Source organism: Janthinobacterium sp. SUN128, assembly GCF_030587275.1.
Classification (GTDB): domain Bacteria; phylum Pseudomonadota; class Gammaproteobacteria; order Burkholderiales; family Burkholderiaceae_D; genus Janthinobacterium; species Janthinobacterium lividum.
On record NZ_JAPWHY010000001.1, the window covers coordinates 2,780,443 to 2,804,863 of the forward strand.

Consider the following 24,421-nt stretch of genomic DNA (forward strand, 5'->3'; position numbering starts at 1 on the left):
AATCCATCGGACAAATATTATAGTTCTAAACGGAAATTCTGTTTGACTTGTCTCAAGCTTGGCATTTAAACCATACCAACTTTTACTCGTGGTCGCGCAGCTTGTTGAATGCTTCATCGATACGCTCGACGCCGATGACCTTGAGGCCTTCGATGACTTGCTTGGGCAAGTTCGACTTGGGCACCACGGCCAGGGTAAAGCCAAGCTTGGCCGCTTCGCGCAAGCGCTCCTGGCCCCGTGGCGCGGGGCGGATCTCACCGGCCAGCCCCACCTCGCCAAACACCACGAGTCCCCGCGGCAAGGGCTTGTTGCGCATCGACGAGTTGATCGCCAGCAACACGGCCAGGTCGGCCGCCGGTTCCGTAATTTTGACACCGCCAACGGCGTTGATGAACACATCCTGGTCGAAGGCGGCGATGCCCGCATGGCGGTGCGCCACGGCCAGCAGCATGGCCAGGCGATTCTGCTCCAGGCCGACGGACAGGCGGCGCGCGTTGGGCAAGTGGCTCGTGTCAACGAGGGCCTGGATTTCCACCAGCAGCGGACGCGTGCCCTCCTGCGTCACCATCACACAGGAACCGGGCACCTGATTGTCATGCTGCGACAGGAACAGGGCGGACGGGTTCGATACTCCCTTCAGACCCTTTTCCGTCATGGCGAACACGCCCAGCTCATTGACGGCGCCGAAACGGTTCTTGATGGCGCGCACGAGGCGGAAGCTGGAGTGCGCGTCACCCTCGAAATACAGCACCGTGTCGACAATATGCTCGAGCACGCGGGGACCGGCCAGCGCCCCCTCTTTCGTCACGTGGCCGACCAGAATGATGGTCACGCCCGTCTGCTTGGCCGCGCGCGTGAGCTGGGCCGCGCATTCGCGCACTTGCGCCACGGAACCGGGCGCCGAGCTGAGCGCGTCCGAATACACGGTCTGGATCGAGTCGATCACCACCACTTCCGGCTTCAGGTCGTTCAAGGTGGACAGGATCTTTTCCAGCTGGATCTCGGCCTGCAATTTGAGTTCCTTGGCATCGATGACGAGGCGCTTGGCGCGCAGGGCGATCTGCGCGCCCGATTCCTCGCCACTGACGTACAGCACGCGCTTGTGGTGCGACATGTTGGCCAGCGCCTGCAGCAGCAGGGTCGACTTGCCGATGCCGGGGTCGCCGCCGATCAGCACGACGCCGCCCGCCACCATGCCGCCGCCCAGCACGCGGTCGAATTCCTCGATGCCCGTGCCGAAGCGGGGCACGTCGATGGCGTCAATATCATCGAGCGACAGCACGGGCGCCGTCTGCGCCAGCGACATGTGCTGCGGATTCGAATAGCGGTTGTTGCCGCCCGTCTCAGGCAGGGTTTCCACCATGGTGTTCCACTGGTTGCACGAGGTGCATTGCCCCATCCATTTGTTGCTGATGGCGCCGCAATCGCTGCAGGTGTAGATGGTCTTGACTTTTGCCATGATGTACTTTGCCCGGGTAAGGTGAAACTGCTGTCTATATATACAGTATATACAAACAGCGGGCCGCCGTCACTGTGTCGCTTCGACCACGGGCACACGCGGCGCCAGTGCGCACATCAGCTCGTAGCCGATGGTGCCGGCAGCCAGGGCCACCTCGTCGATCGGCATGCCCTGGCCCCACAAGGTGACGGCGCTGCCAACTTTTGCGCCCGGCACGTGCGTCAGATCGACCATCAGCATGTCCATCGACACCCGGCCGATGAGGCCCGTGCGCACGCCGTCGACCAGCACGGGCGTGCCTTCGGGCGCGTGGCGCGGGTAGCCATCCGCATAGCCGCAGGCCACCACGCCCACCTTGATATTGCCGGCCGCTTCGTAGCGGCTGCCATAGCCCACCACTTCGCCGGCGGCGATATCCTGGATGCCGATAATGCGACTGCGCAAGGTCATGGTGGGCAGCAAGCCGAATGCCTGCGCCGACGTGCCGCCGGGAGCGCCACTGGGCGTGCCGCCATACAGCATGATGCCGGGGCGCACCCAATCGCTGTCCAGGTGGTGCAGCAGCACGCCGGCCGAATTGCACAGGCTGCGCGGCAGCGGCGTGCCTATGCTGGCTGCGCCCGCTTCAAAACGCAGCATCTGCTGGGCCAAAGGCAAGCGCGTGGGCGCCGCCTCGTCCGCATTGGCGAAGTGCGTCATCAAGGTGATCGTACCGATATGCGGGATGGCGCGCAGGCGCGCATACGCACCCGCCACGGCCTGCGGCGTGAAACCCAGGCGATTCATGCCCGTATTCATTTTCAAGTGCACATCGATGCTGTACGGCAAGTGCGCCGCTGCCAGCATGGCGATCTGTTCTTCGCAATGCACGCTGCCGTTCAATCCATATTGCGCCATGACCGGCAAATCACTGGCATCAAAAAACCCTTCCAGCAGCAAGATGGGCTTGGTCCACCCCAGTTCGCGCAAGCGCACGGCATAATCGACCTCGACCAGCGCGAGGCCGTCAGCGTCAGAAAAGCCCCGCATGGCCCGTTCCAGGCCGTGGCCATAGGCGTTCGCCTTGACGACGGCCCACACCTTGGCGCCGCGGGCGCCGGCACGGGCGCGCGCCAGATTGTGTTGCATGGCATCGAGATGGATGGTGGCGATAAGGGGCCTGGGCATATGCGTCGTTCACGGCGGGTGGGAAAGCCGTATTTTACCGGATGGGCTGGATGCGGGTCGGCAAGCCGGCAAGGGAATGCCTGCGATGGTCGCCCAGGACAGCATGTACAAAATGCTCACATGTATGTGTATTTTTCTACGGCAGAAAAATTAAGCTTCGCTTAGACAAGACTATGCAAAGCAGCCCCGTCCAAACTTGGGGTTTGCCGTTTTTTCGTGGTATAAAGCAAGCCAGATATGATTTCAGGCATTCCAGAATGAATCGTGGTTTTTATACCATCATGGCGGCGCAGTTCTTTTCCTCGCTGGCAGATAACGCCCTCTTTTTTGTCGCCGTCGATTTATTGGTGTCCATGAAATCACCGGCGTGGATCACGCCGCTGCTCAAACTGTCATTCGTCCTGTTTTACGTGCTGTTGGCCGCTTTTGTCGGCGCCTTCGCGGATGCTCTGCCGAAAGGCAAGGTCATGTTCATCGCCAACATGGTCAAGATCTTCGGCTGCGCCCTCGTCTTCTTCCACGTACACCCGCTGCTGGCCTACGCCGTCGTCGGTTTTGGCGCGGCCGTGTACTCGCCCGCCAAGTACGGCATCCTGACGGAACTGCTGCCGCCGGAAAAGCTGGTGGCGGCGAATGGCTGGATCGAAGGCTTGACCGTCACCTCCATCATCCTCGGCACCGTCATGGGCGGCGCGCTCGTCAGCGGCCACGTGTCCGACATGCTGCTGTCCTTCGATTTCCCCCTGATCGACACGGGTATCACCAACAAGACGGAAGCGGCCCTGTGCGTGGTGGTCGGCATCTATGTGCTGGCGACCCTGGCCAACCTGAAGATTCCCGACACGGGCTGCGTGTATCCGCACCAGGAACGCAATCCTATCAAACTCATTACCGATTTTGCCAATTGCTATTCCATCCTGTGGAAAGACAAGCTGGGCCAGATCACCCTGGCCGTGACGACCCTGTTCTGGGGCGCTGGCGCCACCTTGCAACTGATCGTGCTGGAATGGGCCAAGCAATCCTTGAACATGCCCTTCGACAAGGCGACCAGCCTGGTGGGCGTGGTCGCCATCGGCGTGGCCGCCGGCGCCGTGCTATCGGCACGTTTCATTCCACTGCGCAAATCGCTGACCGTCATTCCGCTGGGCATCGCCATGGGCGTGATCGTCATGATGATGACGCAAGTGCACTCCGTGTGGATCGCCTACCCGCTGCTGATACTGATCGGCGCCCTGTCCGGCTTCTTCGTCGTGCCCATGAACGCCCTGCTGCAACACCGTGGCCACGTGCTGATGAGCGCGGGCCATTCCATCGCCGTGCAGAACTTCAATGAAAACCTGTCGATTCTGACCATGCTGGCCGTGTATTCGATCATGATCCGCCTGCACCTGCCGCTCAATATCATCATCACCCTGTTCGGCCTGTTCGTCGCCGGCACCATGTACATGATCATGCGCAAGCACAAGCTGAACCAGGCAGAGCATGACAATCTGTCCTTGATTGGCGAGCAGAAACATTAAGCAATGTGACGTCGGATTACGCGCTACGCGCTAATCCGACCTACATGACTTCGGCATTAGGCTCACGGTACATGGTTACGCAGGTAACGTGCCTGTCAGCCGCCGCGCGGCAGCCTGCTCCACCCAGTCATGTGGCACGACAAAACCGCGCGTGCACTCCACTTCCCAGCCTTCGATAGTATCCACCGTTGCCACCATCACGGGTTGCGCCAGATCAAACAACTGTGCGCGCAAGGCATCCACGTCCAGCACTTCCACGTCGCGCCCCTTGAATGGCGCCAGCCATTGCAGGCGCGGCAGCACGACATAGCGCCGCGCCGGCAGTTGGGCCGGCGTGCACCAGAAGCCGTGTCCATGCTCCCGGGAAATGCCGTCCATGGCGGGCGTGGCGTCCGATGGATAGAACAGCCAGCCCTTGACCAGTGCCTGCGCCGCGCGCACAGGTTGCGCCAGCAGGCTTTGCGCGGCCGGATGACGGGACAAGGCCAGCTGCTTGTCGAGAATCTTGCGCATCTTCAAGCCCAAAGTGTCGGCCAGATTGGGGCCGATCAAGTGGTTGAAAATGCCGGGATCGGGTGCGCCTTCCAGCAGGTAGAACTTGGTGGCGAATTCCCAGTGCAGCAAGTCGTTACCATCACGCAGCAAAAAATCGAACTCGCCCACCGTGTCGTTGCGATTGACCTGCACTTGCAAGCCATGCGCTTGCAATACTCCATGCTGCTCAAAATAAAAGGCCAGCAGCTTTTCAGCATACAGGCCCAGGCGGGAATAGAATTTCGGCCCCAGCGCCGCATCGAGCGGCGACGGATCATCCTGCAGCGCCCCCATCCATGCCGCGACAAAGGGCGTGACGGGCGCGAGGCTGGCGATGCGCCCGCGCCAGTGGGGGCTGGCCGGGTCCAGCAAGTCGGGCGAGTCCAGCAGCCAGGCCAGCGCACGCACGCGGGGGTGCGTCAGATGCCCCCAGCGCTGCTCGAAGCGGGCCTGGAAGGTGACGACGGCCGCATCACTCACCGTGCGAATCACCGTGCGTGCTTTTCGCCAGGCACAGGTCGGCCCAGGCGCGCGCCTTGGCTTTGCCCGTCTTGTCCTGCAACAACATTTCCGGATGGAAGGTGGCCACGACCGAGGCATTGCCCAATTGGCGCACCTTGCCACGCACGGGTTTTTCGCCCTGATTGATGCCGGCGGCGGCCATCGACCCCAGTGTCACGATGGTGCGCGGCTGCAGCAGAGCCAGTTCGCGATCAAAGTACGGACGGCAGGCGGCGGCCTCGGATTCAGTCGGCAAGCGCTCCTGGCCAGCCTCGTCGAGCGGACGGCATTTCAGCAAATGCGTGATGTACACGTCGCGACCCGCATCGACTTCGATGGCTTTCAGCATATTGTCGAGCAACTTGCCCTGCTCGCCCGGCAAGGCGCGCCCTTCGCGTTCTTCCGTGCGCGAGGGGCTGCTGGCCAGCATCAGCCAAGCGCCCTGGCGGTCGCCACGGCCCATGACGACGCCCTTGCGCGTCTTGCACAAGTCGCAGCGCGCGCACTTGGCGACGGCGACCGTCAAGCCTTCCCAGTCGAGGGCGGCGATATCCGTATCGCTCAGCTGTTTGGCAGGCGGCGGTGGCGGCGCATCGTCGAACCAGGCCGTGTCGTCCGGCTCGGCGGCGGGAACGGGTGTAGCGGCAACGGCGACGGGTACGGGTACGTCAGCCTTCACCTCGGCGACCACTTCGGCGACGACAGCAGCGGCCACCTCGGCAACCACCTCAGTCACGGCTTGAGCGGCTTCGGCCATGGGAGCCGCCACGGCGACTTCCATCTCCACGGGAGCTTCGACGACATCAACGGCTTCGGGTGCGGCGCCCTGGCGCAAGCGCCACAGGGGACCGACGCCCATTTCATCGAGGAAAACGGCGCTGCGGCTCATAAGGTATAACGCATCACGATGGCGTCCTCACGTTGCGAGTTGCTGGCCGGATAGTATCCCTTGCGCCGGCCGATCTGTTCAAATCCATAGCGCTGGTAAATATCGAGCGCGCGCACGTTCGACGGGCGCACTTCCAGCAGCATCGATTCCATGCCCAACTGGCGCGCGCAGGCGCAGGACTGATTCAACAGGAAGCGGCCCAGCCCCTGGCCCTGGATGGCGCCCTCGACGGCCACGTTGAGCAAGTGCGCTTCATCGACAACCAGCATCAGCAAAAAGTAGCCGAGCAAGGTGCCGTCCACGTCACGCAGCACCCAGGCCGGGTAGCCGCTCTTGAGGGAATCGACGAAATTGCCATGTGTCCAAGGATGCGGATACACGCGCTGCTCCAGCGCCAGCACCTCAACCAGGTCCGCTTCGACCATGGGCTGATAGTCGAGGCGCAGCAAGTCCCAGCCTGCCGCGCTGCCGTCCTGCGTCACTGCGTCCTTGCCCGCCTCCATCATTGTGCCGGCTCCGCGGCGGCCTTGGCCTGTTGCATCTCGTGCCGTTCCGCGCTCGTGTAAGCGATCTTGTTGCGCAAGTACAAAGGCTGCGCCTCGGCCGCCTTCACGAAATGTCCGGCGGCAAAGGCGATGCGCGCCAGTTGCGCCACCTGCACGGCATGCGGCATGATGGCCGCGTCAGCAGTCGCAGCGCATGGCAGCGCGGCCAGTGCTTCGGCATAGGCACTAAAGCCGTTGCCACAGCCGGCAACATCGCCTTGCGGCGCTACGCCAGTCGGCGCGCTCAGTGCCGGTGGCGAAACGAGCTGCAAGCCATCCTGGTAATCATATTGCGCCCAGTACACTTCGCCCATGCGGGCGTCAAGCACGGTCACGATGCGTTGCGCCCCATGCTGCTGGTGGCAAGCGAGGGCCATGGCGTCGAGCGTGACAACGGGCACGACGGGCAGGCTGGCGCCATAGGCCAGGCCTTGCGCGATGCCGCAGGCCGTGCGCACGCCCGTAAACGAGCCGGGACCGGAGCCGTAGGCGATGGCGTCCACGTCGGCCAGGCTGACGCCCGCTTCGGCCAGCAATTCTTGCACCATCGGCAAGATGGATTGGGAATGGGTGCGCACGCCGGACGAGGCGCGGGACAGGACGGCATCGCCGCGCAACAAGGCGCAGGAGGCCAGTTCGGACGACGTTTCAATAGCAAGCAGGGTGGGAAGTAAGGTAGACATAGCGTATTTTACCTTGCCACGCCATGGCGCGGCACTCCCCGCTACGGCATGCCGTGGCAAGCCGGGCAACGATCAGGCCGACGCGGCCCGATGCGGCTTGCACAGCGGGCCCGCGAGGACGGCTATAATGAAAGACGCAGCTTATTATTTGACCGGCATCAAGTTTGCCGCGCCAGTTAGCCGCTTAGCAACATCGTCTTTCCACTCTTGCCCTGGTCCGTTCCGTGAATCCACTTCTTGCTAAACTGCAACCATATCCATTTGAAAAGCTGCGCCAGCTGTTTGCTGGCGTGACGGTCAACCCCGAGTATGCGCCCATCAGCCTGGGCATGGGCGAACCCAAGCACCCGACGCCGGCGTTCATCGAACAGGCATTGACCGACAATATCCATGGCCTGGCCAGCTATCCGACCACCATCGGCTCGGAAGCCTTGCGCACGGCCATCGCCGGCTGGCTGGAACGCCGCTACGGCATCCCCAAGCTCAATCCTGCCACGCAAATCCTGCCCGTGAACGGTTCGCGCGAAGCGCTGTTTGCGCTGGCGCAAACGGTGATCGACCCGTCGGCCGGCTCGCTCGTGATCAGCCCGAATCCGTTTTACCAGATCTATGAAGGCGCGGCCTACCTGGCTGGCGCCGAACCGTATTTCGTCAATTCCGACCCGGCGCGCAATTTCGGCTGCGACTACGACAGCGTACCGGCCAGCGTGTGGGAAAAGGTCAAACTGCTGTTCCTGTGTTCGCCCGGCAACCCGACGGGCGCCGTCTTGACCCTGACGGACTGGGAACACCTGTTCGCCCTGTCCGAGCGCTACGACTTCGTCATCGCCGCCGACGAGTGCTATTCCGAGATCTACCACGGCGACACGCCCCCGCTGGGCGCGCTGCAGGCGGCGCACATGCTGGGCCTGTCCACCATCGAGCGCCCGTATGCGCGCCTGGTGGTGTTTTCCAGCCTGTCGAAGCGTTCGAACGTGCCGGGCATGCGCTCGGGCTTTGTCGCCGGCGACGCGGAAGTCCTGAAAAAATTCCTGCTCTACCGAACCTACCACGGCGGCGCCATGAGCCCTGCCGTGCAGGCGGCCTCCGTCGCGGCCTGGAACGACGAAACCCATGTCGAGGAAAATCGCGCAAAGTATCGCGCAAAGTTCGACGCCATCACGCCGCTGCTGCAATCGGTGATGGACGTGCAATTGCCGGACGCCGGCTTCTACCTGTGGGCCGACGTCAGCCGCACGGGACTGTCCGACACGCAATTCGCGCAACGGCTGTACGCCGAATATAATGTCACGGTATTGCCTGGCAGCTACCTGGCGCGCGACGCGCACGGCATCAATCCGGGCCGCAACCGCATCCGCATGGCCCTCGTGGCCGAAACGGCCGAAGGGCTGGAAGCAGCGTTGCGCATAGTAAAATTCTGCCAGCAGCTTTCCGCATCCGCATCAACCCCTACATAAACAAGACATCATCATGAGCCAACAACTGCAAAACATCATCGACCTGGCCTGGGAAAACCGCGCCGAGATCAATCCGGGCAACGGCACTGCCGAACTGCGCGACGCCGTCTCCCATGTCATCAATGGCCTGGACAACGGCAGCATCCGCGTAGCGGAAAAAACCTCGGGCGACTGGGTCGTCAACCAGTGGGTCAAGAAAGCCGTGCTGCTGTCGTTCCGCCTGGAAGACAACGTCGTCCTGCCATCGGACGGCACGATGCAGTTCTACGACAAGGTGCCGACCAAGTTCGCCAACTACACGAAGGAAGACTTCGTCAAGGGCGGTTTCCGCGTGGTGCCGCCAGCCGTTGCCCGCCGCGGCAGCTTCATCGCCAAGAACGTCGTGCTGATGCCGTCCTACGTCAACATCGGCGCCTACGTCGATGAAGGCGCCATGGTCGACACCTGGGCCACCGTCGGTTCCTGCGCGCAGATCGGCAAGAACGTCCACCTGTCCGGCGGCGTCGGCATCGGCGGCGTGCTGGAGCCTATGCAAGCGAACCCGACCATCATCGAAGACAACTGCTTCATCGGCGCCCGCTCGGAAATCGTCGAAGGCGTGATCGTCGAGGAAAACTCGGTCATCTCGATGGGCGTCTACATCGGCCAGTCGACCAAGATCTACGACCGCGCCACGGGCGAAGTGACGTACGGCCGCGTGCCAGCCGGTTCCGTCGTGGTCTCGGGCAACCTGCCTTCGGAAGACGGCAAGTACTCGCTGTACTGCGCCGTGATCGTCAAGCGCGTGGATGCAAAAACCCGCGCCAAGACCGGCATCAACGAACTGCTGCGCGGTATTTAATTACTGCGCCGCAAGGCGCACGTAGCACCCTGAATGTCCCGCTTCGGCGGGACATTTTCATTTCCGGCGAGCAACTTCAATCGTCGCGCAGCCATCCCCCATCCTGTCCTATACTGGATGGCATGAATACTCCTCCCGTCTTGATCGTCGGCGCCGGTCCTACCGGCCTCATGCTTGCCTTGCGCCTGGCGCGCCATGGCGTCGATTGCCGCATCATCGACAGGAATAGCGGTCCGGGCCAGGCGTCGCGGGCCATGGCCGTGCATGCGCGCACGCTGGAGTTTTACCAGCAGCTGGGCTTTGCCGACGAGCTGGTGCACCTGGGCATCAAGATCAATGCCATGCATATCCACGAAGGCGGCGAGGAGCTGGTGAAACTGGCGCTGGGCGAGATCGGCGAAGGGCTGAGCCCCTATCCTTTCGTGCTGAGCCTGCCCCAGGACGAGCATGAACGCTTCCTGATCAGCAAACTGGCGGCGGCCGGCGTGCACGTGGAATGGAACGTGGCGCTGGACCTGTGGACGCAGGACGATAGCGAAGTGCAAGCCATCCTGCTGAACAATGGCGAACGCCAATATTGCACGTTTAACTATATTTGCGGCTGCGACGGCGCCCGCAGCAAGGTGCGCGAGATCGCCGGCTTTGCGTTCTCCGGCGGCACCTACGACCACCTGTATTACGTGGCCGACGCGCAAGTGGCCGGCAAGAATACGGACTTGCACGCCCATTTGGGCGCGAACTCGTTTGCGCTGATGCTGCCCGTGCGCACCAGCGGCATGCAGCGCCTGATCGGCATCCTGCCCGACCGCCCCGATGGCGCGCCGGCGCCCGTCTTCGACGACGTGCGGGAGCAGGTGCAAGCCTTGCTGGGCATCGAGGTCGAACACGTGAACTGGTTTTCCACGTATAAGGTGCACCACCGGGTGGCGGCCCAGTTTCGCGAACGGCGCTGCTTCATCCTCGGCGACGCGGCCCACCTGCACAGCCCCGTGGGCGGCCAGGGCATGAATACGGGCCTGGGCGACGCCGTCAACCTGGCCTGGAAACTGGCGCAAAAACTGCGGGGACAAAGCAACGACGCCCTGCTCGACACCTATGAAAGCGAGCGCATCGTGTTTGCCCGCAAGCTCGTCGCCACCACCGACCGGGCCTTCCAGGCCATCGTCGCGCAAGGCATGGCCGGGCAATTCCTGCGCCGCTGGCTGGTGCCGCACGCGCTGCCCTTCCTCTCCGGCTTCGCGCGCGCGCGCCGGCTGCTGTTCCGGACCGTGTCGCAAATCCAGATCAGCTATGAAGACAGCGCCCTTTCCGCCGGCCATGCGGAATACCTGCGCGGCGGCGACCGCCTGCCGTGGTTCTCGGACGGCACGCAAGACAATTTCACGGCCTTGCGCAGCATGGATTGGCAATTGCACATCTATGGCGAAGCAGCGCCCGAGCTGCTCGACGAAGCGCGCGTGCTGAAACTGCCCGTGCATTGCTACACCTATAACGTGGCCGCCAAACTGGCCGGCCTGGGCCGCGACGCGGCCTATCTCGTGCGCCCCGACGGCCACATCGCGCTGGCCCTGCACCTGCAGGAAAGCGGCGCCCTGCGCGCCCTGGCCTTGCGACTTGGCCTGCATTTCGGTCCGGCCGAATCGGGCAAGGCGGCGCCACGGCCCGTGTAGGGCAAATCACTGGGGCGTGTTGCACTGCCGCATCGACTGCGCATCGACTGTATAATGGCGGCTACCATCGCATTTTTCCCTGGCGCAAGCGCCACGGTCAAGCGAACCGCATTCATTCCCCTTAGCCCTACCCATGACGACCATTACACTCTACGGTATCCCCAACTGCGATACCGTCAAAAAGGCCCGCACCTGGCTGGCCGCGCAACAACTCGATTTCACCTTCCACGACTTCAAGAAGCAGGGCCTGGAACGCGCCACCGTCGAGGCGTGGCTGCAGCAATTGCCGTGGGATGTGCTGGTCAACAAGAAAGGCACGACCTGGCGCGCCCTGTCCGACGAGCGCAAGGCGTCCACCGTCGATGCAGCCAGTGCCCTGGACCTGATGCTGGAAAACCCGTCCATCATCAAGCGCCCCGTACTGGACAAGGATGGCCAGTTCAGCGTGGCGTTTTCCGATGCGCAGTACAAGACCCTTTTCTCGCTGTAACCATACTTAGTTGACCACCGGAACGATGTTGCCGGCACGACCTTACCCATGACCACCTCCAAAACCCTTGCCCTGACCGAAAAACTGATCGCCCTGTCTTCGGTCACGCCCGACGACAAGGGCTGCCAGCAGCACCTGATCGATATCCTCACGCCGCTGGGCTTTGTCTGCGAGACGATACAGTCGAACGACGTCACCAATCTGTGGGCGCGCCGTGGCACGACATCGCCCGTCTTCGTCTTTGCCGGGCATACGGACGTGGTGCCGACCGGTCCCGTCGAGCAATGGCGTTCGCTGCCCTTTATTCCCACGCACCGCGACGGCAAGCTGTACGGCCGTGGCGCGGCCGACATGAAGACCTCGATCGCCGCCATGGTGGTCGCTTGCGAGGAATTCATCGCCGCCACGCCCGGGCACACGGGCTCGATCGCCTTTCTGATCACGAGCGACGAGGAAGGCCCGGCCACGGATGGCACCGTCATCGTCTGCGAGCAATTGAAGGCACGCGGCGAGCAGATCGACTATTGCCTGGTGGGCGAGCCGACGTCGAGCGCGCAGCTGGGCGACATGATCAAGAACGGCCGCCGCGGTTCGCTGTCGGGCCGGCTGACGATCAAGGGCGTGCAAGGCCATATCGCCTACCCGCACCTGGCAAAAAACCCGATTCACGAAGCGGCGCAGGCGCTGGCCGATCTGGTCGAGGAAAAATGGGATGCCGGCAACGAGTACTATTTGCCGACCTCATGGCAAATGTCCAACATCAACGCGGGCACGGGTGCCAATAACGTGATTCCCGGCGACATGGTGATCGATTTCAATTTCCGCTTTTCCACGGCCAGCACGGCGGAAAACCTGCAGGAACGGGTCCACGCCATTCTCGACAAGCATGATTTGCAATACGATTTGCAGTGGACCCTGAGCGGCCTGCCCTTCCTCACGCCGCGCGGCACCCTCTCCGATGCGCTGTCCGCCGCCATCCTGGAAGAAACGGGCCTCACGACGGAGCTGTCGACCACGGGCGGCACCTCGGATGGCCGGTTTATCGCGCAAATCTGCCCCCAAGTGATAGAATTCGGGCCGCCCAATGCCAGTATTCACAAGATCGACGAGCACATCGAACTGCGCCACATCGATCCTCTGAAGAATATTTACCGGCGCACGCTGGAGCATTTGCTGCCCGTCTGAACCAGAATACCGAGGCCCGTCACGGCGGGCCAGAACACCGTCTTTTCGAGAATGCCATGACCCCGAACCCGTTTTCCACGCCACGCGACCTGCTGCGCTACGCCGTTACCCGTTTCAATACCGCCAAGCTGTTTTTCGGCCACGGCAGCGCCGAAGCGTTCGACGAAGCGGCCTATCTGATCCTGCACACCTTGAAGTTGCCGCTCGACAAGCTCGAACCCTTCCTCGACGCCAAGCTGCTGCCGTCGGAAGTGGCCAGCGTGATGAGCGTCATCGACCGCCGCAGCATCGACCGCGTGCCGGCCGCCTACATCACCAAGGAAGGCTGGCTGGGCACGTATAACTTCTACGTCGACGAGCGCGTGATCGTGCCCCGCTCCTTCATCGCCGAACTGATCCCTGAATACTTCTCGCCATGGGTGGCGGAACCGGAAGCCGTGGAAAACATCCTGGAACTGTGCACCGGCTCGGGCTGCCTGTCGATCATGATGGCCGATGCCTTCCCGAACGCCGCAGTCGACGCCGTGGACATTTCCGCCGACGCGCTGGCCGTGGCCAAGCGCAACGTCGACACGTACAAATTGCAGGACCGCGTCACCCTGATCGAATCGGACCTGTACGCCAACGTGCCGGCCAAGAAATATGATTTGATCATCAGCAATCCGCCATACGTGAATTCCGCCTCGATGGGCGCCCTGCCCCAGGAATACCTGGCTGAACCGCAAATCGCCCTCGACGGCGGCAGCGACGGCATGGACCTGGTGCGCAAGATCATCGCCGGCGCGGCCGAACGCCTGACGGATGACGGCATCCTGATGATTGAAATCGGCAACGAACGCGCCTACGCGGAAGCGGCCTTCGGCGAACTGGGCTTGACCTGGCTGACGACGAGCGCCGGCGACGACATGGTCTTCCTGCTGACGGCCGAGCAGTTGAAGCTGGTTTAATGGAATTGGTAGGTCGGATTAGCGTAGCGTAATCCGACATGCCTGTGCGGCACCCGTCGGATTACGTCCTTCGGACTAATCCGACCTACACGATGTTTTTACGGCGGGGGTCAAAGCCCAGCCTTTACAAAGAAAAAAATGATACGTTTCCTACAAGTAAGCCTGATGCGCGGCATCAAACCGTTGCTCGAACAAGTCGATGTCACCCTCAATCCGGGCGACAAGATCGGCCTGATCGGCGCCAATGGCGCGGGCAAATCGAGCCTGTTCGCCATGATGCGTGGCGAATTGCACCCTGACCAGGGCGAGATCGATTTCCCGGCCAAATGGCGCGTGGCTTACGTGGCGCAGGAAACGCCGCCGCTGGACCGTGCCGCGCTCGACTATGCAATCGACGGCGACGTCACCCTGCGCAAACTGGAAGCGGAACTAGCGCGCCTGGAATCGGAGCCTGCCACGTCGGAAAACGGTATCGCCATCGGCGAAATCTACAGCGCCATGGCCGATGCCGACGCGTATACCGTGCAGTCGCGCGGCGAGCAATTGCTGCTGGGCCTGGGCTTCACCCTGGACCAGATGCAGCAACCGGTGGCCAGTTTCTCCGGCGGCTGGCGCATGCGTTTGAACCTGGCGCAAGCACTGATGTGCCCATCCGACCTGCTGCTGCTCGATGAACCGACCAACCATTTGGATCTGGACGCCATCATCTGGCTGGAAGACTGGCTCAAGCGCTACGCCGGCACCCTGCTGATCATTTCCCATGACCGAGACTTCCTCGATGAAGTCGTCAACGTGGTCGTGCATATCGACGAACGCAAGCTGAAGCGCTATTCGGGCAACTACTCGAGCTTCGAGCGCCAACGCGCGGCGCAGATGATCCTGGCCGCCGGCGCGCTGGAAAAGCAGCAGCGCAAGCGTGCCCATCTGGAATCGTTCGTGAACCGCTTCAAGGCGCAAGCCTCGAAGGCCCGCCAGGCGCAAAGCCGCATGAAGGCGCTGGCGAAGATGGAAGAGCTGGCGCCATTGCGCGCCGCCGCCGAATTCTCGTTCGAATTCCGCGAGCCCTTGAGCGCGCCGAACCCGCTGCTGGTGATGGAAGACGTCGATGCGGGCTACAAGATCGAGAACGAAGCGACGGGCGAAATCACGCATAAAACCATCGTCAACGGCATCAAGTTTTCGCTACAGATCGGCCAGCGCATCGGCCTGCTGGGCCAGAACGGCGCCGGCAAGTCGACCCTGATCAAGACCATCGCCGGCGAACTGATGCCGCTGACGGGCGACGCCACCATGGGCAAGGGTCTCAACATCGGCTACTTCGCCCAGCACCAGGTGGAAATGCTGCGCCACGACGAATCGCCGCTGTGGCATCTGGCGAAGATCGCCCCGACCGTGCGCGAGCAGGAACTGCGCAACTTCCTAGGCGGCTTCAACTTCCCCGGCAACATGGTCACCGCGTCCATCGCACCGTTCTCGGGCGGCGAAAAAGCCCGCCTGGCGCTGGCCCTGATCGTCTGGCAGCGTCCTAACCTGCTGCTGCTCGATGAACCGACCAACCATCTGGATCTGGAAACGCGCGAAGCGCTGACGGAAGCGCTGGCGCAGTTCGAAGGCACCCTGGTCGTCGTTTCCCATGATCGCCACTTGCTGCGCGCCACCACGGACGAATTCATCATCGTTGCCGACGGCAAGCTGCAACCGTTCGACGGCGACCTGGACGACTACAAGGATTGGCTGTTCAAGACCAAGCTGGGCAAGGGCACGGACGTGCTGCCGGCCGCCGGCAAGGCCAACAAGACTGACTTCCCCGTGACGTCTTCCGTACCTTCGCCGGTAGCCGCCGCCCCGGCCCCTGCCGCGCCCGTGCGCGACAAGCGCAAGGAAGCGGAAGACCGCCAGAAGGCCGCCGCCCTGCGCAAACCGATCGAAAACAAGATCAAGCGCCAGGAAGAGCAGATCGCCAAGCGCAATGCGCAAAAGGCGGAAACCGACGCCAAGCTGGGCGAGCCGACCATCTACGACGCGGCCAACAAGGCCAAGCTCAAGCAATTGCTGGCCGACCAGACCTTCTTCACCAAGGACCTGGCGCAGCTGGAAGCGGAATGGCTGGACTTGCAGGATCAGTTAGAGAAACTGGGCTAACGCAAAACACAAAGACGACTCCCGGGTCGTCTTTTTTTTAGGCTGCCTGCATGGGACTGGGGCTGCGGATCGCCATCAGGCGGTCGATGTCGACGAGGATCAATCGGCGTCCCGCCACCGTGCCCAGGCCCAGCAGGTAATCGGCTTCCGCCTCGCCCAGGCCGGGCACGGCGGCGATGTCGCTGGCGGCCAGGCTGACGATATCGGTGACGCCATCGACCACCATGCCCATCACGCCATTGCTCAGCTGCAAAATGATCACGTCGGTGGCCGGGTCGGGCGCGCCGTGGGCGCTGCCGAACGCGGCGCGCATGTCGACGATGGGGATGATTACGCCGCGCGAAACGGCCACGCTGTGCAGCACTTCCCCTTCCGAGGAAAAACGGTCGAGTTCCTTCAGAGGACGCAGTTCCCGCACGCAACGATAATCGAGGCCGTATTCCAGGCCGCCCAGCCGGAAACTCAAGTACTGCGTCAGGTATTGGGTCGTTGCGGCGCCAGGCGTGGTCGTGGGCTGCATGGTGTTCCTTTCATCCGGTAGGCGCTGCCAGGATGCGCAGTGGCGCAACGTTGGCCCCATGCTAACCAGCATCGCCGCAGGCGGCGTTGAGAAACATCAACTTTCCCGGAAGGCAGCCTGGCCTCAGCGCCCGGCCTTGCGCCGGCGCAGCCATCTTCCCTTACAATACCCCCATCATTCCCCAACAGGCAGGCCATGCAACACCTCGTCAACCCCGCTGAAGTTGAATTTTCCGCCATCCGCGCCCAAGGCCCGGGCGGGCAGAACGTCAACAAGGTGTCCAGCGCCATCCATTTGCGCTTCCCCATCGCCGCCTCGTCGCTGCCGGAAGCGTACAAGGAACGGCTGCTGGCCCTGCGCGACAGCCGCATCAGCAAGGATGGCGTGCTGGTGCTCAAGGCGCAGCAGTCGCGCAGCCAGGAACAGAACAAGGAAGAAGCGTTGCGGCGCTTGCAGGAAATCATCGACAGCGTGACCTTCCTGCCCGCCGTGCGCCGCGCCACCAAGCCCACGCGCAGCTCGCAGCGGCGCCGTCTCGACAGCAAGAGCACGCACAGCGTCCTCAAACAATCTCGCGGCAAGGTTATCGACTGATCAGAGTGGCGGCTGGTAGGCCCAGTCCAGGCTGCCTGTGCTGTCCGCGAACACGGGCTGCGTGGCCGGCGTGGCGCTGCGCAGCAAGGCCTTGATTTCCTTCGGCGGCCGGTCGTAGACCTTGGCCGGACCGGGCGGCACGACGAGGGCGCGCACCGTCGTCTCGCCATCAATCAGGCTCAGGGTGCAGCGCGACTGGCCCGCCGTTGCCTGCCGCTCCTGGCGCAATTGTTCCACCAGCGCCAGCATCTGCGCGTGCAGGATTTCCGACTGTTTTACCTCCACGCGCAGCCGCGCCACCTCTTTCAGGACGGGAGCGATGCGCGCGGCCAGCTTGTCGTACTGTACCTGCTGCGTTGCTTGCAGTTGCAATTCGCCACGCCGCAGCTGGCCCGCCAGGGTCAGGTAGTTGCGTACCTCGGGCAATTGCGCGATGGCATCGATTTCCTGCTGGCGCTTGTGCTGCACCTGCAGGAATTGCGCCGCCTTCGCCAGGCTCTCGGCGATCTTTTGTTCCAGCGCACTCAAGTCGGGCACCAGCGGGAACAGCAGCATCTCCACCTGCTTGCGGGGACCGGCGCTGCCGATGCGGATGGTGCGCGCCGCCACGGCGCAGCCTTCGGCCAGTTCGATGACGACCTCGTCGGCGATGATCTCGCAATTGCTGGCGCTGTCGATCACCACGCGCGTGCCGGCGATGACGCAGCTTTCCGCCCGCTTCACATGCACTTCGCCGCTCAGCGCCTGCAGCACGGAGCCGGAAGCGACGCCCTCGACGCGCACGTCGCCACGCTCGTTGAAGGCCGTGCCGCCCACCAGGTTGCGCTGTAGCCATATTAATCCGCCATGCGAGTGCAAGTGGCCGTAGACGTCGCCATGGATGGTGATGTCGCTGCCGTCGAGCTGGCGCTGCTCCTGCACTTCGCCATACTCCTCGTAGGCGGCGCTCAGCTTCAAATTGCCCGTCGTACGGCTGCTGACGCCTTCGCGGCTGACGATCTTGTTTTCGATGGACATCTTGCCGTGTTCATCGACATTCACATAGCCATCTTGCGTGGCCACGACGAAATCGCCATCGCTGAAATGCTCGACCGCCGTGCCTGGCCCCGCCACGGTGGCCAGGTCCAGTTCCAGCGGCGCGGGCGGTGGCAGCGCCTTGCCGGCCAGGTCGTAGCCGGGCAAGCCGGGAGTCCCCGGCAGCAGACGCAGCAGGCGCGCGTGTTTTTTCACTTGCGGAAAGCGGTTCTTGAAGCTGAGCAAATCCAGGCGGCCATCGGAGCGTTCGCGCGGCGCATCGTCGCGGTGGATGCCTTGCGATACTTCGACCAGCTGGGCGTCGCGCCCCGGCTGTGGCGGCAGCACCCGCGCCACCGTGATGCGTTCGGCCTTGCCGCTGGCAAGAATGGCGCGCACGGCCGCGCTATCGATGCCGTAGTGCACGCCCTTGCACCACAGGTCGGCCACCAGCTCGTCGAATTCGCGGCGCGCCGGCACCTGGCCGTCCGCGTCCGCAGGCAAGGCTTCAAAGTAAAATTCGGCGCTGTCGCCGCGGATCTTGATTTGTTTGTACAGCGCACGGCGCGCGGGCGGGAATGGCGCCACGCGCACGGCGATGCGCAGCAGGGCATCGCCCTTGGGCGCGGCGCGGGGAGTAGGGGCATGAAACAGGGTCAGCAGGAACAAACCGTAATCGAGGCCGGCCAGCAGCTGGCCCGACTGGAACAGCTGCTCGACGGCGGTGCGCAGCTGCGCCGGCGCCAGCGACAGGTCAAGGAACACGCCCTCGTCGCGCTGGACCAGGCCGTGCGGCAAGCCGCCTGCGGGGACCGCATCCGGAACGGGTGTGTCGTCGTCGCTCACGCCTTGCCTCCCCCAGCAGCCATTTCAAAGAATTGCCTCCGTGCACTAGAACAATATCACGGGGCGGGGCCGTGTGCCTGACTGAGCAACAATGCATGCGGCCAGATGCAAACAGGGCCATGTCTTGCGAGATGGCCCTGTCGGAGGGGGATGGCTGTCTAGCGGCGCGGGGGATTCGAGTAAATGTCCTGCCCCACTTCGTTGATCTGGCGGCGCAGGTCGCGCCGTTCGTCGGGCGTCATGCGGCCCGTGCGGCGCGAGGCGTCGGCGCCTTCGTTGGCGCGGCGCTGCTCTTCTGCGCGCGTGTCGAAACTGCGTGCGTCACGCTGTTCGCGCAGTCGCGTATCATTGCTGTTGCTGCGCTGTACCTGTTCATACCGCTGGGCCTGCATTTGCTGCTGGTCGTCACGGCGTGGCGGCGGCTGGTTTTGCGCTGCCGCCAGGCTGGCGGCAAACACGGAACAAACGGCGAATGCGGACAGCACGGTCGTACGTGCAGCAATAGCTGCGCTGGGAGCGGCGTGAATTTTTTTAGTAAAGATATTCATTGAGTTCCTCTTCCGCGATGCCGTATAAACTAAAGCTGATTTCCACTGTGGCCCCAGTGTATGATGCTTTACACGGTGCAGTAAGAGTAATTGGGTAAAGTTTGTAACACTTTGTAATGGGTCGCCACAGCCCCTTGCCGACGCCGCGCGAGGCGTTACTATAGCAACTAATATAAGATAACACGACACCCTAAATGACCACAACCTCCACTTCCGGCAGCAATACAACAACGCAATCGATCCACGGCCACCAGGCAAAAATCATGGTAGTCGATGACGATGTGCGCCTGCGCGACCTGCTGCGGCGCTACCTGACCGAACAGGGCTTCAATGTCTTCACGGCAGAAAGCGCGACGGCCATGAACAAACTGTGGCTGCGCGAACGCTACGACCTGCTGGTGCTCGACCTGATGCTGCCGGGCGAAGACGGCCTGTCGATCTGCCGCCGCCTGCGCGGCGCGGGCGACCAGACGCCGATCATCATGCTGACGGCCAAGGGCGAAGACGTGGACCGCATCGTGGGCCTGGAAATGGGTGCCGACGATTACCTGCCGAAACCATTCAATCCGCGTGAGCTGGTGGCCCGCATCGGCGCCGTACTGCGCCGCAAGGGTCCCGATGAAATCCCGGGCGCGCCGTCGGAAACGCCGCAAACCTTCGAATTCGGCGACTTCGTGCTGGACCTGGGCACGCGTACCCTGAAAAAGAATGGCGAAACAGTGCCGCTGACGACCGGTGAATTTTCGGTGCTGAAAGTGTTTGCCCGCCATGCACGCCAGCCGCTGTCTCGCGAGAAACTCATGGAGCTGGCGCGCGGCCGCGAATACGAAGTGTTCGACCGCAGCCTGGACGTGCAAATCTCGCGCCTGCGCAAACTCATCGAACCTGATCCGTCGAGCCCCCTGTTCATCCAGACCGTGTGGGGCTTAGGTTACGTCTTTATCCCGGACGGACAGCCGCGCTGATCGCAGGCGAGGCATGATGAAGCTTTTTCCCGATATCAGCCTGGCGCGGCTGAAAAGCGGCTTGTTCTGGCGCACCTTTTTGCTGCTCGGCACCTTAACCACGGTCAGCATGATCGCCTGGTTCAGCATGATTTCCTTCATCCAGCGCGAGCCGCAGGCGCAGCAGATTTCCGCCCAGATCATTTCCGTCGTCACCATCACGCATGCGGCACTGACGCACTCGGCTCCCGAACTGCGCCGCGAGCTGCTGTTCGACCTCGTCAGCAATGAAGGCATCCGCATCTTCTCGCTGGAAGAGGACGACCGCATCGAGCCGCCGCCCGACAATTACCTGATGCCCGACATCGAGGCGCTGGTGAAGGCCAAGCTGGGCAAGGACACGCGCTTTTCCGCGCGCGTCAACGGCGTGGCCGGCTTCTGGGTCAGCTTCAAGATCGACGACGACGAGTACTGGCTGATGCTGGACCGTGAGCGCCTGCGCGGCCTGACGGGCTTCCAGTGGCTGGGCTGGGCCAGCCTGGTGTCGCTGCTGTCCCTGCTGGGCGCAGCCATCATTTCCAGCCTGATCAATCTGCCGCTGTCGCGTTTGACGGCGGCCGCGCGCGATATCGCCAAGGGCAAGCAGCCGGCGCCGCTGCCGGAAAAGGGCCCGATCGAAATTATCGAGGCGAACCGCAGCTTCAACCAGATGGTCGATGATCTGAAACAGGTGGAATCGGACCGTGCCGTGATTTTGGCCGGCATTTCGCACGATTTGCGCACGCCGCTGGCGCGCATGCAGCTGGAAGTGGAAATGGCGAACCTGTCGGACGAGGCGCGCGAAGGCATCCAGTCCGATATCGGGCAGATGGACGCCATCATCGGCCAGTTCCTCGACTACGCCAAGCCGACGGAAGCGTCGAGCTTTACGGACGTCGACCTGAGCGGCCTGCTCAGCGACATGACGCGCGAAGCCATGCGCCTGCCGGATGTGAAGATCAACGCCAGCATCGCCGACGGCGCGCATGCGATGGGCAACCCCACCGACCTGCGCCGCGTGCTGAACAACCTGATCGAGAATGCGCGCCGCTATGGCAAGACGCCGGGCAGCGACGTGACGGAAATCGACATCGCCTGCCAGGTGCGCACCAGCCACGGCGCGAAAAAGGTCATCATCGAAGTGCAAGACCACGGCACGGGCGTGCCGGCAGAAAAGATCGAGCAACTGATGAAGCCGTTCACCCGCCTCGACACGGCGCGCGGGCAGGCAAACGGCGCCGGCCTGGGCCTGGCCATCGTCGACCGCGTGCTGCTGCGCCATGGTGCCGAATTGCAAGTGCGCAACCGCGAAGGCGGCGGCCTCGCGTTTCAGATCAGCTTGCCAGCGGCGTAGGTCGGATCAGCGAGGCCTTGCCTCGCGTAATCCGACAACATTGTCGGCTGTTCCTGTCGGATTACGCGCCAGGCGCTAATCCGACCTACGCTACCGGCTCCGGCGTTTTCGCCGCCCGACAACGGTCAAGCGGACGCCTGCTCTTGCGCCAGCAATTTATTCATCAGCAATTCCGTCGCCCCGTAGCCGTACAGGGAATCGCTCTCCATGCCCGGCGTATCGAAGGGGATCGATTCCTCGCGGTTCAGCTTGGCAGGGTCGGCGTCCGCATAGCTGGCGCGCCAGGCGCGCTGCAAGGATTCATTGCGGCGGATAAAGGCCGGCATGGGCCAGGCGTCGCGCTCCCAGTGGAGGCTGTCACCCAGCAGGGGCCAGCGCTCGTTGAGCAGGGCCATGTCGCCCGTGCGCAGGCGACGTACGGCCTGTTCCGGCCGCAAGCCTTCCAGCTCATCGAGCGTCGGCAAGCTGTCGCGCTTCGGCCCGAACATATACGCCAGCATGATGCGCCCGGCAGGCGCCCTGCGCGCCACCACGCCGACGGCATAGCCGCCGCCCGGCAAGGGCACGGCAAACCAGCTGCCTTCTCGGTATGGTAATGATCTCATCGTTGCAAACTCCCCCAAAATCGTGTTCGGGGCACAGTCTACGCGAAACGATGCAAAAGTGGCGCATGGTACGCCACAGCAACAAACCAATAGTTACAATATTTTCTCGTCATAGTGATACTGGGCAACAATCGGTCCCGCCTTGAACAGCGCTTCCTTCATGGCCGCGTCCAGGCGCGCATCGCGGCGGCGCATCCATTCGAGCAGCATGGCCGCTTCTTTGCGGCTGGTGTCGCCCGCATGCGCCAGCACGCGGCGCAGTTCCGGGTCCGTGCATGCCTCGAAACGCTGGCTGTTCAAGTCCAGCGCCTGCAGCGCGGCGATGGTGGCGCCGATGGCGCGGTGCATATCGAGCGCGGTGGCCGGCAAGCCGGATTCTTCCAGTGGGACGTTGGTCATGCGCATTCCTTTTCGCGTGGTGGTGACATCGGCTGCATTCTCCACCGCGCGGGCGAAAAGCTCAAGCGTCCACGACACGTTTCCACCCGTTCGGCCATAATCATGGCTCAGCAACAGCCTAAACCCCAGCGGCAGGAGCCCCATGTTCAATTTCGACTTTTACAATCCGACGCAAATCCTCTTCGGCCAGGGCCAGATCGCCGCCATCACGGCGCTGATCCCGCCGCATGCCAGAGTGCTCATGACGTATGGCGGCGGCAGCATCAAGCAGAACGGCGTCTACGATGAAGTCAAGGCGGCGCTGGCCGGCCATACCTTGCTGGAATTTGCCGGCATCGAACCCAATCCCAGCTATGAAACCCTGATGCAGGCCGTGGCCATGGTGAAAAGCGAGCGCATCGATTTCCTGCTGGCCGTCGGCGGCGGTTCCGTGGTCGATGGCACCAAATTCATCGCCGCGGCCGCCCTGCACGAGGGCGAGGCGTGGGACATCCTGGCGAAAGGCGGCAAGATCGTCGAGGCCGCCCTGCCCTTCGGCACGGTATTGACGTTACCGGCCACGGGTTCCGAAATGAATGGCTCGGCGGTGATCACGCGCAAGGCCACGCAGGAAAAGCGCTCGTTCATGAGCCGCAAGGTGTATCCGAAATTCTCCGTGCTGGACCCGTCGAAAACGTTCACCTTGCCGCTGCGCCAGGTGGGCAATGGCGTCGTCGATGCGTTTGCGCATGTCATGGAACAGTATTTGACCTACCCTGTGAACGCGTCCGTGCAGGACCGCTTCGCCGAAGGCATTTTATTGACCTTGATCGAGGAAGGCCCGAAAGCCCTGTCGCACCCGGACGACTACGACGTGCGCGCCAACGTGATGTGGAGCGCCACCCTGGCCTTGAACGGCCTGATCGGCGTGGGCGTGCCGCAGGACTGGTCCACGCACGCCATCGGCCACGAATTGACGGCCTTGTATGAGCTCGACCATGCCCAGACCCTGGCCATCATCCTGCCCAGCATGCTGCGCGTGCGCAAGCAGGCCAAGCGCGCCAAGCTGCTGCAATACGCGGCCCGCGTCTGGGGACTCGACGGCGGCGACGAGGATGGCCGCATCGAGGCCGCCATCGCGCGCACGGAATTCTTCTTCCGCCACATGGGCGTCAAAACGCGCCTGGCCGACTACGGCCTGAACCACGCCAGCGTGGATGCCGTCGTGTCCGCCCTGGAAGCGCACGGCATGACGGCGCTGGGCGAGCAGCGCGAAGTGACGCCCGCCGTCAGCCGCAAGGTGCTGGAACTGAGTCTGTAGCGCAGTTTGCAAATTCCAGCCACACTGTTGTAAAACGGTCAGCCAGGGGGACAGCTGGCCGTGGTTCATGCTAAGCTGTCATTTCGCTAGGGGTCCTGGAGCAGTCATCCGGGTGAGAGATACCCTTCGTACCTGATCTGGATAATGCCAGCGAAGGAAAGCGCAAAGTACCTCCCTCCTTTGATAGCTCCTGCGTTGGCGCCAGCCGAACAAGCAGCCTGCCGTGCT

At 62.8% G+C, this 24,421-nt stretch carries 23 protein-coding genes and 1 riboswitch; of the genes, 12 read left to right on the plus strand and 11 right to left on the minus strand.

Features of this window, described 5'->3' with window-relative positions; genetic code table 11:
* Positions 1 to 82: 82 nt before the first annotated feature.
* Positions 83 to 1,459, minus strand: coding sequence for a DNA repair protein RadA (gene radA, locus O3297_RS12575; RefSeq protein ID WP_070255485.1), 1,377 nt, complete (start codon positions 1,457 to 1,459; stop codon positions 83 to 85).
* A gap of 69 nt (positions 1,460 to 1,528) precedes the next feature.
* Positions 1,529 to 2,626, minus strand: a complete 1,098-nt coding sequence (alr, locus tag O3297_RS12580) for an alanine racemase (protein ID WP_305048851.1) — start codon at positions 2,624 to 2,626, stop codon at positions 1,529 to 1,531.
* 257 nt (positions 2,627 to 2,883) lie between these two features.
* Between alr and lplT the strand changes: the two genes are divergently transcribed.
* On the plus strand, positions 2,884 to 4,146 hold the full coding sequence (gene lplT / locus O3297_RS12585; protein ID WP_034779369.1) for a lysophospholipid transporter LplT: 1,263 nt from the start codon (positions 2,884 to 2,886) through the stop codon (positions 4,144 to 4,146).
* Between the two features lie 75 nt (positions 4,147 to 4,221).
* On the opposite strand, the gene O3297_RS12590 is transcribed toward lplT, so the two are convergent.
* The 4 genes from O3297_RS12590 to tsaB are packed head-to-tail and all read right to left on the minus strand — an operon-like array spanning position 4,222 to position 7,298.
* Entirely contained in the window at positions 4,222 to 5,172 is a 951-nt protein-coding gene (locus tag O3297_RS12590; RefSeq protein ID WP_370385404.1) for a DUF1853 family protein, read from the minus strand.
* Positions 5,153 to 6,070, minus strand: a complete 918-nt coding sequence (locus tag O3297_RS12595; RefSeq protein ID WP_305048852.1) for a uracil-DNA glycosylase — start codon at positions 6,068 to 6,070, stop codon at positions 5,153 to 5,155. Before O3297_RS12595 ends, O3297_RS12590 begins: the two co-directional genes overlap by 20 nt.
* Positions 6,067 to 6,576: a ribosomal protein S18-alanine N-acetyltransferase gene (gene rimI / locus O3297_RS12600; RefSeq protein ID WP_305048853.1), complete on the minus strand. Its 510-nt coding sequence runs from the start codon at positions 6,574 to 6,576 to the stop codon at positions 6,067 to 6,069. Before rimI ends, O3297_RS12595 begins: the two co-directional genes overlap by 4 nt.
* Positions 6,573 to 7,298, minus strand: a complete 726-nt coding sequence (tsaB, locus tag O3297_RS12605) for a tRNA (adenosine(37)-N6)-threonylcarbamoyltransferase complex dimerization subunit type 1 TsaB (RefSeq protein WP_305048854.1) — start codon at positions 7,296 to 7,298, stop codon at positions 6,573 to 6,575. Before tsaB ends, rimI begins: the two co-directional genes overlap by 4 nt.
* Positions 7,299 to 7,522: 224 nt before the next feature.
* On the opposite strand from tsaB, the gene dapC reads away from it, so the two are divergent.
* The 7 genes from dapC to O3297_RS12640 all read left to right on the plus strand — a co-directional run bounded on the left by dapC (position 7,523) and on the right by O3297_RS12640 (position 16,030).
* Positions 7,523 to 8,755: a succinyldiaminopimelate transaminase gene (dapC, locus tag O3297_RS12610; RefSeq protein WP_070255503.1), complete on the plus strand. Its 1,233-nt coding sequence runs from the start codon at positions 7,523 to 7,525 to the stop codon at positions 8,753 to 8,755.
* A gap of 13 nt (positions 8,756 to 8,768) precedes the next feature.
* Positions 8,769 to 9,596, plus strand: a complete 828-nt coding sequence (gene dapD, locus O3297_RS12615; RefSeq protein ID WP_077406885.1) for a 2,3,4,5-tetrahydropyridine-2,6-dicarboxylate N-succinyltransferase — start codon at positions 8,769 to 8,771, stop codon at positions 9,594 to 9,596.
* A 122-nt stretch (positions 9,597 to 9,718) separates the two neighbouring features.
* Positions 9,719 to 11,266 (plus strand): FAD-dependent oxidoreductase, encoded by a 1,548-nt coding sequence (locus O3297_RS12620; RefSeq protein ID WP_305048855.1) that lies wholly within the window; start codon positions 9,719 to 9,721, stop codon positions 11,264 to 11,266.
* A 133-nt stretch (positions 11,267 to 11,399) separates the two neighbouring features.
* Positions 11,400 to 11,756, plus strand: coding sequence for an ArsC family reductase (locus tag O3297_RS12625; RefSeq protein ID WP_070282205.1), 357 nt, complete (start codon positions 11,400 to 11,402; stop codon positions 11,754 to 11,756).
* A 48-nt stretch (positions 11,757 to 11,804) separates the two neighbouring features.
* Positions 11,805 to 12,941 (plus strand): succinyl-diaminopimelate desuccinylase, encoded by a 1,137-nt coding sequence (gene dapE / locus O3297_RS12630; protein WP_305048856.1) that lies wholly within the window; start codon positions 11,805 to 11,807, stop codon positions 12,939 to 12,941.
* A gap of 56 nt (positions 12,942 to 12,997) precedes the next feature.
* Positions 12,998 to 13,888, plus strand: coding sequence for a 50S ribosomal protein L3 N(5)-glutamine methyltransferase (gene prmB, locus O3297_RS12635; protein ID WP_305048857.1), 891 nt, complete (start codon positions 12,998 to 13,000; stop codon positions 13,886 to 13,888).
* Between the two features lie 138 nt (positions 13,889 to 14,026).
* The gene (locus tag O3297_RS12640) at positions 14,027 to 16,030 is read left to right on the plus strand and encodes an ATP-binding cassette domain-containing protein (protein WP_092606050.1); all 2,004 of its coding nucleotides are present in this window, start codon (positions 14,027 to 14,029) and stop codon (positions 16,028 to 16,030) included.
* A 37-nt stretch (positions 16,031 to 16,067) separates the two neighbouring features.
* Here O3297_RS12640 and O3297_RS12645 read toward each other — a convergent pair whose 3' ends face one another.
* Positions 16,068 to 16,550: a chemotaxis protein CheW gene (locus O3297_RS12645; RefSeq protein WP_034779394.1), complete on the minus strand. Its 483-nt coding sequence runs from the start codon at positions 16,548 to 16,550 to the stop codon at positions 16,068 to 16,070.
* Between the two features lie 195 nt (positions 16,551 to 16,745).
* Between O3297_RS12645 and arfB the strand changes: the two genes are divergently transcribed.
* Positions 16,746 to 17,144 carry an alternative ribosome rescue aminoacyl-tRNA hydrolase ArfB gene (gene arfB, locus O3297_RS12650; protein ID WP_034779396.1) on the plus strand — a complete coding sequence of 133 codons (399 nt, stop codon included), beginning with the start codon at positions 16,746 to 16,748 and terminating at the stop codon, positions 17,142 to 17,144.
* Here the strand turns inward: arfB and O3297_RS12655 are convergent, their stop codons facing one another.
* Together O3297_RS12655 and O3297_RS12660 are read right to left on the minus strand one after the other, a co-directional pair.
* Positions 17,145 to 19,004 carry a flagellar assembly protein A gene (locus O3297_RS12655; protein ID WP_305048858.1) on the minus strand — a complete coding sequence of 620 codons (1,860 nt, stop codon included), beginning with the start codon at positions 19,002 to 19,004 and terminating at the stop codon, positions 17,145 to 17,147.
* Between the two features lie 158 nt (positions 19,005 to 19,162).
* On the minus strand, positions 19,163 to 19,552 hold the full coding sequence (locus tag O3297_RS12660; RefSeq protein ID WP_070255514.1) for a hypothetical protein: 390 nt from the start codon (positions 19,550 to 19,552) through the stop codon (positions 19,163 to 19,165).
* Positions 19,553 to 19,815: 263 nt separating this feature from the next.
* On the opposite strand from O3297_RS12660, the gene ompR reads away from it, so the two are divergent.
* Positions 19,816 to 20,517, plus strand: coding sequence for a two-component system response regulator OmpR (ompR, locus tag O3297_RS12665; protein WP_223278807.1), 702 nt, complete (start codon positions 19,816 to 19,818; stop codon positions 20,515 to 20,517).
* A gap of 13 nt (positions 20,518 to 20,530) precedes the next feature.
* On the plus strand, positions 20,531 to 21,889 hold the full coding sequence (locus O3297_RS12670; RefSeq protein WP_034779404.1) for a sensor histidine kinase: 1,359 nt from the start codon (positions 20,531 to 20,533) through the stop codon (positions 21,887 to 21,889).
* Positions 21,890 to 22,014: 125 nt separating this feature from the next.
* Here the strand turns inward: O3297_RS12670 and O3297_RS12675 are convergent, their stop codons facing one another.
* Positions 22,015 to 22,494: an Imm26 family immunity protein gene (locus tag O3297_RS12675; RefSeq protein ID WP_034779408.1), complete on the minus strand. Its 480-nt coding sequence runs from the start codon at positions 22,492 to 22,494 to the stop codon at positions 22,015 to 22,017.
* Between the two features lie 93 nt (positions 22,495 to 22,587).
* Positions 22,588 to 22,893 carry a hypothetical protein gene (locus tag O3297_RS12680; protein ID WP_070282200.1) on the minus strand — a complete coding sequence of 102 codons (306 nt, stop codon included), beginning with the start codon at positions 22,891 to 22,893 and terminating at the stop codon, positions 22,588 to 22,590.
* A 142-nt stretch (positions 22,894 to 23,035) separates the two neighbouring features.
* On the opposite strand from O3297_RS12680, the gene O3297_RS12685 reads away from it, so the two are divergent.
* Positions 23,036 to 24,193, plus strand: coding sequence for an iron-containing alcohol dehydrogenase (locus O3297_RS12685; RefSeq protein WP_034779411.1), 1,158 nt, complete (start codon positions 23,036 to 23,038; stop codon positions 24,191 to 24,193).
* A gap of 78 nt (positions 24,194 to 24,271) precedes the next feature.
* A riboswitch (TPP riboswitch) is annotated at positions 24,272 to 24,369 on the plus strand.
* The last annotated feature ends 52 nt before the right edge of the window (positions 24,370 to 24,421 follow it).

What these genes read in the sequence shown, in the direction of transcription:
- radA (WP_070255485.1), bottom strand. Translation starts at nt 1,459, where the DNA reads ATGGCAAAAGTCAAGACCATCTACACCTGCAGCGATTGCGGCGCCATC.
- alr (WP_305048851.1), bottom strand. Translation starts at nt 2,626, where the DNA reads ATGCCCAGGCCCCTTATCGCCACCATCCATCTCGATGCCATGCAACAC.
- lplT (WP_034779369.1), top strand. Translation starts at nt 2,884, where the DNA reads ATGAATCGTGGTTTTTATACCATCATGGCGGCGCAGTTCTTTTCCTCG.
- O3297_RS12595 (WP_305048852.1), bottom strand. Translation starts at nt 6,070, where the DNA reads ATGAGCCGCAGCGCCGTTTTCCTCGATGAAATGGGCGTCGGTCCCCTG.
- rimI (WP_305048853.1), bottom strand. Translation starts at nt 6,576, where the DNA reads ATGATGGAGGCGGGCAAGGACGCAGTGACGCAGGACGGCAGCGCGGCA.
- tsaB (WP_305048854.1), bottom strand. Translation starts at nt 7,298, where the DNA reads ATGTCTACCTTACTTCCCACCCTGCTTGCTATTGAAACGTCGTCCGAA.
- dapD (WP_077406885.1), top strand. Translation starts at nt 8,769, where the DNA reads ATGAGCCAACAACTGCAAAACATCATCGACCTGGCCTGGGAAAACCGC.
- O3297_RS12620 (WP_305048855.1), top strand. Translation starts at nt 9,719, where the DNA reads ATGAATACTCCTCCCGTCTTGATCGTCGGCGCCGGTCCTACCGGCCTC.
- O3297_RS12625 (WP_070282205.1), top strand. Translation starts at nt 11,400, where the DNA reads ATGACGACCATTACACTCTACGGTATCCCCAACTGCGATACCGTCAAA.
- dapE (WP_305048856.1), top strand. Translation starts at nt 11,805, where the DNA reads ATGACCACCTCCAAAACCCTTGCCCTGACCGAAAAACTGATCGCCCTG.
- prmB (WP_305048857.1), top strand. Translation starts at nt 12,998, where the DNA reads ATGACCCCGAACCCGTTTTCCACGCCACGCGACCTGCTGCGCTACGCC.
- O3297_RS12640 (WP_092606050.1), top strand. Translation starts at nt 14,027, where the DNA reads ATGATACGTTTCCTACAAGTAAGCCTGATGCGCGGCATCAAACCGTTG.
- O3297_RS12645 (WP_034779394.1), bottom strand. Translation starts at nt 16,550, where the DNA reads ATGCAGCCCACGACCACGCCTGGCGCCGCAACGACCCAATACCTGACG.
- arfB (WP_034779396.1), top strand. Translation starts at nt 16,746, where the DNA reads ATGCAACACCTCGTCAACCCCGCTGAAGTTGAATTTTCCGCCATCCGC.
- O3297_RS12660 (WP_070255514.1), bottom strand. Translation starts at nt 19,552, where the DNA reads ATGAATATCTTTACTAAAAAAATTCACGCCGCTCCCAGCGCAGCTATT.
- ompR (WP_223278807.1), top strand. Translation starts at nt 19,816, where the DNA reads ATGGTAGTCGATGACGATGTGCGCCTGCGCGACCTGCTGCGGCGCTAC.
- O3297_RS12670 (WP_034779404.1), top strand. Translation starts at nt 20,531, where the DNA reads ATGATGAAGCTTTTTCCCGATATCAGCCTGGCGCGGCTGAAAAGCGGC.
- O3297_RS12675 (WP_034779408.1), bottom strand. Translation starts at nt 22,494, where the DNA reads ATGAGATCATTACCATACCGAGAAGGCAGCTGGTTTGCCGTGCCCTTG.
- O3297_RS12680 (WP_070282200.1), bottom strand. Translation starts at nt 22,893, where the DNA reads ATGACCAACGTCCCACTGGAAGAATCCGGCTTGCCGGCCACCGCGCTC.
- O3297_RS12685 (WP_034779411.1), top strand. Translation starts at nt 23,036, where the DNA reads ATGTTCAATTTCGACTTTTACAATCCGACGCAAATCCTCTTCGGCCAG.